This window comes from Bradyrhizobium sp. 23AC, assembly GCF_054863025.1.
On the sequence record NZ_JAVAYN010000262.1, the window covers coordinates 1 to 248 of the forward strand.

Below are 248 nucleotides of genomic sequence, written 5' to 3' on the forward strand. Positions count from 1 at the left end.
ATGGTAGCGACCGCCGAAAGACAGGCTGTCACGAACAGGTTGGAGAGGGCGATGCACCAGAAGGCGGATGACAGCACGGGCAACGCGTCCGCAGGGGAGCGCAAGCCGCGCCTTTCCTTGGCGCGCATCTTCCAAATGAATATCGGCTTTTTCGGGCTCCAGTTCAGCTTCGGCCTGCAGCAAAGCAATATGGGGCCGATCTACAGTTACCTCGGGGCCAGCGAGGCGGCGATGCCGTTGCTGTGGCT

The 248-nt window shown here is 61.3% G+C and carries 1 protein-coding gene; it reads left to right on the forward strand.

Going from position 1 to position 248, the window contains the following annotated elements:
• Positions 1–51: 51 nt before the first annotated feature.
• On the forward strand, positions 52–248 hold a 197-nt coding region (locus tag RAD10_RS42365), incomplete at its 3' end, for a hypothetical protein (protein ID WP_461622076.1).